Source organism: Terrabacter sp. P5_B1 (genome assembly GCF_056400505.1).
Map to the genome: position 1 here is coordinate 1 of NZ_JBFULD010000237.1, position 6,739 is coordinate 6,739.

At 72.2% G+C, this 6,739-nt stretch carries 8 protein-coding genes; 2 read left to right on the forward strand and 6 right to left on the reverse strand.

From position 1 onward, the window contains the following. From AC1DP0_RS15760 to AC1DP0_RS15775, 4 genes are all read right to left on the reverse strand, one after another. A partial coding sequence (locus AC1DP0_RS15760) for a Ppx/GppA phosphatase family protein (protein WP_478085874.1) occupies positions 1-799 on the reverse strand: 799 nt, incomplete at its 3' end. 71 nt (positions 800-870) lie between these two features. Further along, complete coding sequence (locus AC1DP0_RS15765) at positions 871-1,605, reverse strand: ABC transporter permease (RefSeq protein ID WP_478085876.1); 735 nt, start codon at positions 1,603-1,605, stop codon at positions 871-873. Next, on the reverse strand, positions 1,602-2,363 hold the full coding sequence (locus tag AC1DP0_RS15770; protein ID WP_478085878.1) for an ABC transporter ATP-binding protein: 762 nt from the start codon (positions 2,361-2,363) through the stop codon (positions 1,602-1,604). Before AC1DP0_RS15770 ends, AC1DP0_RS15765 begins: the two co-directional genes overlap by 4 nt. A 10-nt stretch (positions 2,364-2,373) precedes the next feature. Continuing rightward, positions 2,374-3,000 carry a TetR/AcrR family transcriptional regulator gene (locus AC1DP0_RS15775; RefSeq protein ID WP_478085880.1) on the reverse strand — a complete coding sequence of 209 codons (627 nt, stop codon included), beginning with the start codon at positions 2,998-3,000 and terminating at the stop codon, positions 2,374-2,376. 187 nt (positions 3,001-3,187) lie between these two features. On the opposite strand from AC1DP0_RS15775, the gene AC1DP0_RS15780 reads away from it, so the two are divergent. Then, positions 3,188-3,988, forward strand: coding sequence for a DUF3109 family protein (locus AC1DP0_RS15780; RefSeq protein WP_478085883.1), 801 nt, complete (start codon positions 3,188-3,190; stop codon positions 3,986-3,988). Positions 3,989-3,995: 7 nt separating this feature from the next. After that, positions 3,996-4,685 (forward strand): class I SAM-dependent methyltransferase, encoded by a 690-nt coding sequence (locus tag AC1DP0_RS15785; RefSeq protein ID WP_478085885.1) that lies wholly within the window; start codon positions 3,996-3,998, stop codon positions 4,683-4,685. A gap of 526 nt (positions 4,686-5,211) precedes the next feature. Here AC1DP0_RS15785 and nadC read toward each other — a convergent pair. Together nadC and AC1DP0_RS15795 are read right to left on the reverse strand one after the other, a co-directional pair. Next, a complete protein-coding gene (gene nadC, locus AC1DP0_RS15790) occupies positions 5,212-6,096 on the reverse strand; it encodes a carboxylating nicotinate-nucleotide diphosphorylase (RefSeq protein ID WP_478085888.1) in 885 nt (294 codons plus the stop codon). After that, the coding region (locus tag AC1DP0_RS15795) for an FAD-binding protein (protein ID WP_478085890.1) at positions 6,093-6,739 on the reverse strand (647 nt) is incomplete at its 5' end. The genes nadC and AC1DP0_RS15795, both read right to left, overlap by 4 nt.

Sequence of the window (6,739 nt, forward strand, 5' to 3'; positions counted from 1 at the left end):
GGGCTCGCCCCTCCGAGACGCCGGGCAGCTGCGAGCGCGCGGCCGCGTCGAGCCGTCCGACGCGCGCGACGATCTCGCGGAGGTCGTCCCGCGAGAGGGTGCGCGGCACGAACGGGCCCTCGGCTCGTGGCGCGGCCCCGGCGATCCGGGCGAGCGATCGCATCGTCTTGGACGTCCCGACGGCGCGGTCCGGCGAGCCGGATGTCAGCAGGGGGCGAACGTGCCGGGCCAGGGTGGTGCGCACGTGCGTCCGCAGCTCATGGGACGCCGCCTCGGTGGGCGGGTCGTCGTGCAGGTTCTCGCGGGTCAGCCGCCCGGCGCCCAGAGGCAGGCTGAAGGCGACGTCGGGCTCCTCGTCGAGGCCGGCGGCCAGCTCGAGGGATCCGCCGCCGATGTCGACGACGAGGAGCCGGCCGCTCGACCACCCGAACCAGCGGCGCACGGCGAGGAAGGTCATCCGGGCCTCGTCCGAGCCGCTCAGGGCCTCGAGCTCGACACCCGTCTCGTCCCGCACGCGCGCGATGACGGCGTCGCCGTCGGGCGACTCGCGCAGTGCCGACGTCGCAAAGGCGAAGAGGTCGCCGACGCCCTGGTCCTCCGCGACGTCGAGGCACTCGCGGATGAACGCGACGAGCCGGTCGGCCGTCTCGTCGCTGACGCGGCCGTCGGCCCGGAGGCTCTCCGACAGCCGCAGCTCGGTGTTGTGCGAGAAGGCCGGCAGCGGCTGCGCGCCGGGGTGGGCGTCGACGACGAGCAGGTGGACCGTGTTGGACCCGATGTCGATGACGCCCAGGCGCATGTCCCAACCCTAGTGCCGCGTCATCGGGCTCGCCTGGGCACGCACCCGGGCTCGCACCAGGGCGTATGCCGTCAGGCGGAGCGCCGGCTCAGGGTGAGCGAGGCGAGGGCCAGGGCTCCGACGATGAAGGCCGCGACGATGCCGAGGTCGCCCAGGACCGCGGTGACGGGGTCGGCGTTGGCGGCGATCTCCTTCATCGCATCGACGGCGTAGGACAGTGGCAGGACGTTGCTGACCCACTCGAGCACGGTCGGCAGCTGGTCCCGGGGGACGAGCAGCCCGCACAGCAGGAACTGCGGCAGGAGGAAGGCCGGCATGAACTGCACCGCCTGGAACTCGGTGCGCGCGAAGCCGCTTGCGAGCAGACCGAGCGACGTGCCGAGGACCGCGTCGAAGACRGCGACGACGACGAGCAGCCAGAGCGGGCCGGCGACGTTCAGGTTGCACACCCAGACGGCGAATCCCGTTGCGATCAGGGCCTGCACGGCTGAGAGCGACCCGAAGGCAGCGGCATACCCCATCATGAAGTCGCCCTTGCCCATGGGCGTCGTGAGCAGGCGCTCGAGCGTGCCGGTCTGGCGCTCGCGCAGGGTCGCGACGGAGGTCACGATGAACATGACGATCATCGGGAAGACGCCGAGCAGGGCCGGCCCGATGGCGTCGAAGACGTGGGTGCCGTCGTAGATCCAGGCGAGCAGGCCGAGGAGCACGCAGGGCACGACGATGATGAGGGCGATGGTGCGGCGGTCGGTGCGCACCTGGCGCAGCACGCGGCCCGAGGTGGCGACGGTGAGACCAGCGTTCATGACGCCCGCCTCTCCCCGGTCCTGGCGGTCTCGGCGTCGATGAGGGCGAGGAAGGCGGCATCGGCGTCGGCGGCGTCGGTGCGCTCGAGCAGCTCGGCGGGGGTGACGTCGGCGAGGACGCGTCCCTCGCGCAGCAGCACGAGCCGGTCGCAGCGGGTGGCCTCGTCCATGACGTGGCTCGACACGACGAGCGAGTGCCCGCGGTCGGCGAGGTGTCGGAAGAGGTCCCAGAGGTCTCGTCGCAGCACCGGGTCGAGGCCGACGGTGGGCTCGTCGAGGACGAGCAGGCTCGGCCGTCCGACGAGGGCGGCGGCGAGCGAGACCCGCGACTCCTGGCCGCCCGAGAGGTCCTGGACGAGCTGCTCGGCGTACGAGACGAGATCGACCTCGGTCAGCGTTCGGTCGACGGCCTCGCGCAGCTCGGCGCCCCGCAGGCCGATGGCGCGGCCGAAGTAGACGACGTTGTCGCGCACGCTGAGGTCGGCGTAGACGCTGGGGCTCTGCGTGACGTAGCCGACGCGGTCCCGCAGCGCAGGCGAGCCAGCGGGATGCCCGAGCACCGTGACGGTGCCGGACTCGATGAGCTGCACGCCGACGATGCAGCGCATGAGCGTGGACTTGCCCGAGCCGGAGGGTCCGAGCAGCCCGATGACCTGACCGGCGGGGATCTCGAGGTCGAGCCCCGGGATGACCCGGCGCTTCCCGCGCACGACCACCAGGCCGCTCACGGCGACCGCGGGACCCGTGTTATTCATCATGCGATGAAATCTACGCCTCTCTGTGCGGCCTGTCCACGAGATGGAGCTGGAGCACCGGACCGATCCGGTCGACGAGCTCCTCGCGGGTCGCGTCCGCCACCGCCGGCAGCCGGATGACGTAGCGCGCGACGATGAGCCCGATCATCTGCGTGGCCGCCAGCGCACCGCGCAGCTGCGGGTCCGAGACCCCCGTGCTGGCCGCGATCCGCCCGAACACCTCGCGGCCGAGGAACTCGCGCAGCATCCGGGCCGCCTCTTCGCTCGTCATGCTCGACCGGACGAGGGCCACGAGCGCGTCACGTCGCTCCGGCGGCTCCCACACCGTCAGGAACGTCTCGACGATCCGCCAGCCGAGCCGGTCGACGTCGCCTGCGGTGATGCGCTCGATGAGCTCGCTCGGGTTGACCGGCACGTCGAGCGTCTCGGTGAAGAGCGCCGCCTTGCCCTCGAAGTAGTGGTGCACGAGGGCCGGGTCCACCCCGGCCTCCCGGGCGATCCCGCGCATGCTCGCCTTGTCATACCCCTTGGCTGCGAAGGACTTCCGCGCCGCGTCGACGATCGCGGCACGGGTGTCGGCACCGCCGGGGCGCCGACCGCGGCCCTTCGCGGTCACGCCCTCCGGTCCGCTCGAGGTCATGGGCTCACGCTAGCCCCATCCGTGCGGGTCCTCGTCGCGGCGCCCGCGTGCGCCCGGGCGCATCCGGGCGCGCACGGGCGCATGCGGGCGCACACGGCATACGCAAGGGGGTTCGGCGCGCGGAGCACCATCCACGCACTGAACCTGGGCTGGCGCGGTCCGAATGTCGGCGGCATAGGGTGAGCCGGTGGCTGAAGCACCTCTGGACCTCCCCCGCGTCTGGGTCGAGTTCACCGACCCCGCCGACCCGAACCAGCGCTACCGGTGCGACCTGACATGGCTCACCAGCAGCTGGACGTGCATCTTCGGCAGCGGGTGCCAGGGCATCTACGCCGGCCGACCCGATGACGGCTGCTGCACCCTCGGGGCGCACTTCACCGAGAAGGACGACTGGAAGCGGGTCGAGAAGGCCGTCGAGGAGCTCGGCGAGGACGAGTGGCAGTACCACCCCGTCGGCCGCGCCACGGGCGACAAGGACGACTGGACCGAGAAGGAGGACGGCACGCGCAAGACGAAGGTCGTCGACGGGGCGTGCATCTTCCTCAACCGCCCAGGGTTCCCCGCCGGAGCCGGCTGCGCGCTGCACCAGCACGCCGTCCTGACCGGAGTCGAACCGCACACGCTCAAGCCCGACGTGTGCTGGCAGCTGCCGATCCGGCGCACCTTCCGCACCGTCGAGCTCCCCGACGACACGAGCTACCTCGAGGTGACGATCACCGAGTACGACCGCCGCGGCTGGGGGCCGGGTGGCCACGACCTCGACTGGTACTGCTCGGGCAACTCCGAGGCGCACGTCGGTCGCGAGCCGGTATACCGCTCCAACGCCCCCGAGCTCACCGAGCTGATGGGCCCGCTGGCCTACGCCGAGCTGGCGATCCGCGCCGAGGCGCACCTCGCCCAGGTCAAGGCCGTCCGAGCCCGCGGCGTGCGCAAGCTGTTGCCCCTGCTCGTGCACCCGGCCACCCTCGAGGCGCAGCGGGCGAAGTGAGGTCGCGATGAGCGAGATCATCCCCTCCCCCAACATCTGGGAGACGCCCGACGTCTACGAGATCGAGAACCGCGGCGTCGACCGCGCGCACGTCATCGAGGATGCCATGCGCTCGGTGCTCGACTGGTCGGGGCTCGACGTCGTCGACATCGGGTGCGGCACCGGCTACCACCTGCCGATGTTCGCGGGGACGGCCCGGTCGGTGATCGGCGCGGAGCCGCACCCCCCACTGGCTTCGCTTGCGGCACAACGGGTTTCGGGTATGCCGTCCGTCTCGGTCCGCGAGGAGGGTGCGGCCGCGCTGGGAGTGCCCGACGGCTCGTTCGACGTGGCCCACGCGCGTTGGGCGTACTTCTTCGGGCCGGGCTGCGAGCCGGGCCTGGCCGAGCTCGAGCGGGTGATCCGTCCCGGCGGCGCGGCCTTCGTGCTCGACAACGATGCGACGCGCTCGACGTTCGGCCGGTGGTTCCGGCGGGCGCTGCCGACCTACGACCCGCGAGCCGTCGAGCGCTTCTGGCAGCGGCAGGGCTGGGAGCGCGAGCGGCTCGACATCCGGTGGGACTTCGACTCGCGCGAGGACTTCGAGGCCGTCGTCGGCATCGAGTTCGCGCCCGAGCACGCCGACCTCATCCTCGCCGAGCACCCCGACGCCACGGGCGTGGACTACGCCGTCAACCTCTGGCACCGCCACTTCTGACCCCACCTCTCCCCCACCTCCTTCAACCGTCGAGAGGCCACGTGTGGCCGCCTCCCCCACGTCGAGAGGTCACGTGTGGCCGCCTCCCCCACGTCGAGAGGCCACGTGTGGCCGCCTCCCCCACGTCGAGAGGCCACGTACGGCCGTCGACCGCATCGTCGGGGCGGCCCAGCAGCTGCGCTGCCGACCCGGCGGACTCGAGGTCGGCGGCGGTCAGGCCGTCAGTGTCGAGCGAGGACCACCGCTCGAGGGCGGCCGCCCACTCCCCCGCGCTCGAACTCGGCTCTCGCGCGGAACAGCTCGTCGACGACACCCCTCACCCTCCCTCGTCGCAGGGTACGCCCGACGCCAGCGCGTCCACCTACGGTCGGGGCGGCTGCCGGTGGCCTCTCGACCGTCGCGTGGCGACCACACGTGGCCTCTCGACGGGTGGGAGGCGACCACACGTGGCCTCTCGACGGGTGGGAGGGGGCCAGACGTGGCCTCTCGACGGGTGGGAGGCGGCCAGACGTGGCCTTTCGACGGTTCAGTCGGTGAGGTCGAGGGCGATGTCGACGATGGGTGAGCTGTGCGTCAGGCCCCCGACTGAGACGAAGTCGACGCCCGTGCCGGCATACTCCCGCACGACCTCGAGGGTGAGACCGCCCGTGGCCTCGATCTCGACGGGTTCACCTGCGGCGCGGAGCAGCTCGACCGTCTCGCGGAGCACGTCGACGGACATGTTGTCGCACATGATGAAGCGCGCCCCCGCGTCGTAGGCCTCCTGCGCCTCGGCCGGCGTGGTCACCTCCACCTGCACGTCGACGTGCGGGAAGCGCTCGCGCACGAGGGCGTAGGCCGCCGCCACCGAGCCGGCCGCGAGCTTGTGGTTGTCCTTGATCATGGCGACGTCGTAGAGGCCCATGCGCTTGTTGGTGCCACCACCGCAACGCACGGCGTACTTCTCGAGCCAGCGCAGCCCGGGCGTCGTCTTGCGGGTGTCGAGGACCATGGTCGAGGTGCCGTCGAGCGCGTCTGCCCAGCGCCGCGTGTGCGTGGCCACGCCGGACAGCCGGCTCAGGATGTTGAGGATGGTGCGCTCGGCGACGAGGATGACCTGGGTCGGGCCGGCGAGCCGTGCGATGACGTCACCCCGCTCGAGCCGGGCACCGTCGTCGTTGACGACCTCGACCGACGGCACGTCTCCCCCGACCCTCTCGGCGACCGCGGCGAGCACGAGAGCGATGACCGGGACGCCCGCGACGACGCCCGGGGCGCGGGCGACGATCTCGGCGGTGCGCATCTGGTCAGCCGGGATCGTGGCCAGCGTCGTCACGTCGACGCCGTCGGGACCGAGGTCCTCACGCAGCGCCACGTCGACGAGCGCCGTCGCCCACTCGTGCGGGAAGCCGCTCAGGCCGTCGGTGGTCACCGGTGTCCTCTCATCCGTGAGTAGTCCTCTGCCGCAGTCGGGTCCGCGGCCGCGTGGTCGAGGTCGAGGCCGTCGAGGTTCGAGCGCGGTACAGGCACCACGCGGGCCTCGAGCACCCCGGCGTCGGAACGCTGCAGGTGCACGTGGTGCAGGAAGTTCTCGTCGTCGCGCGACGGGAAGTCCTCGCGCACGTGGCCGCCACGGGTCTCGTCGCGGAGGGCTGCGGCATACGTCAGTGCCCGGCCGAGGTGGAGCAGGTTGGTCGCCTCCCAGCTCTTGGGGCCGCCCTGCTTGTCGGCGTCGTCGGCGACCGCGCGAGCTGCGAGCACCGCGAGGGTCTCCTGCGTCGCGGCGAGCGAGCCGGCCGAGCGCACCGTCCCGGACCCCGCGGTCATGGCGCGCTGCACGTCGAGTCGGCGCTTGCCGCGGATCAGCTCCGGGGCTCCGACGGGTGCGACGGGCGTCGTCTCGGGCAGCTCACCCGCACCGAGACGGGTCGTGAGGTCGTCGGCGATGCGGCGCGCGAAGACGAGCCCCTCGAGGAGGGAGTTGCTCGCGAGGCGGTTGGCGCCGTGCACGCCGGTGCACGACGTCTCGCCGCACGCGTAGAGACCCTCGAGCGAGGACCGTCCGCGCAGGTCGG

Coding starts and splice junctions, on each gene's coding strand:
- AC1DP0_RS15770 (WP_478085878.1), bottom strand. CDS start 2,363: ATGATGAATAACACGGGTCCCGCGGTCGCCGTGAGCGGCCTGGTGGTC.
- AC1DP0_RS15775 (WP_478085880.1), bottom strand. CDS start 3,000: ATGACCTCGAGCGGACCGGAGGGCGTGACCGCGAAGGGCCGCGGTCGG.
- AC1DP0_RS15785 (WP_478085885.1), top strand. CDS start 3,996: ATGAGCGAGATCATCCCCTCCCCCAACATCTGGGAGACGCCCGACGTC.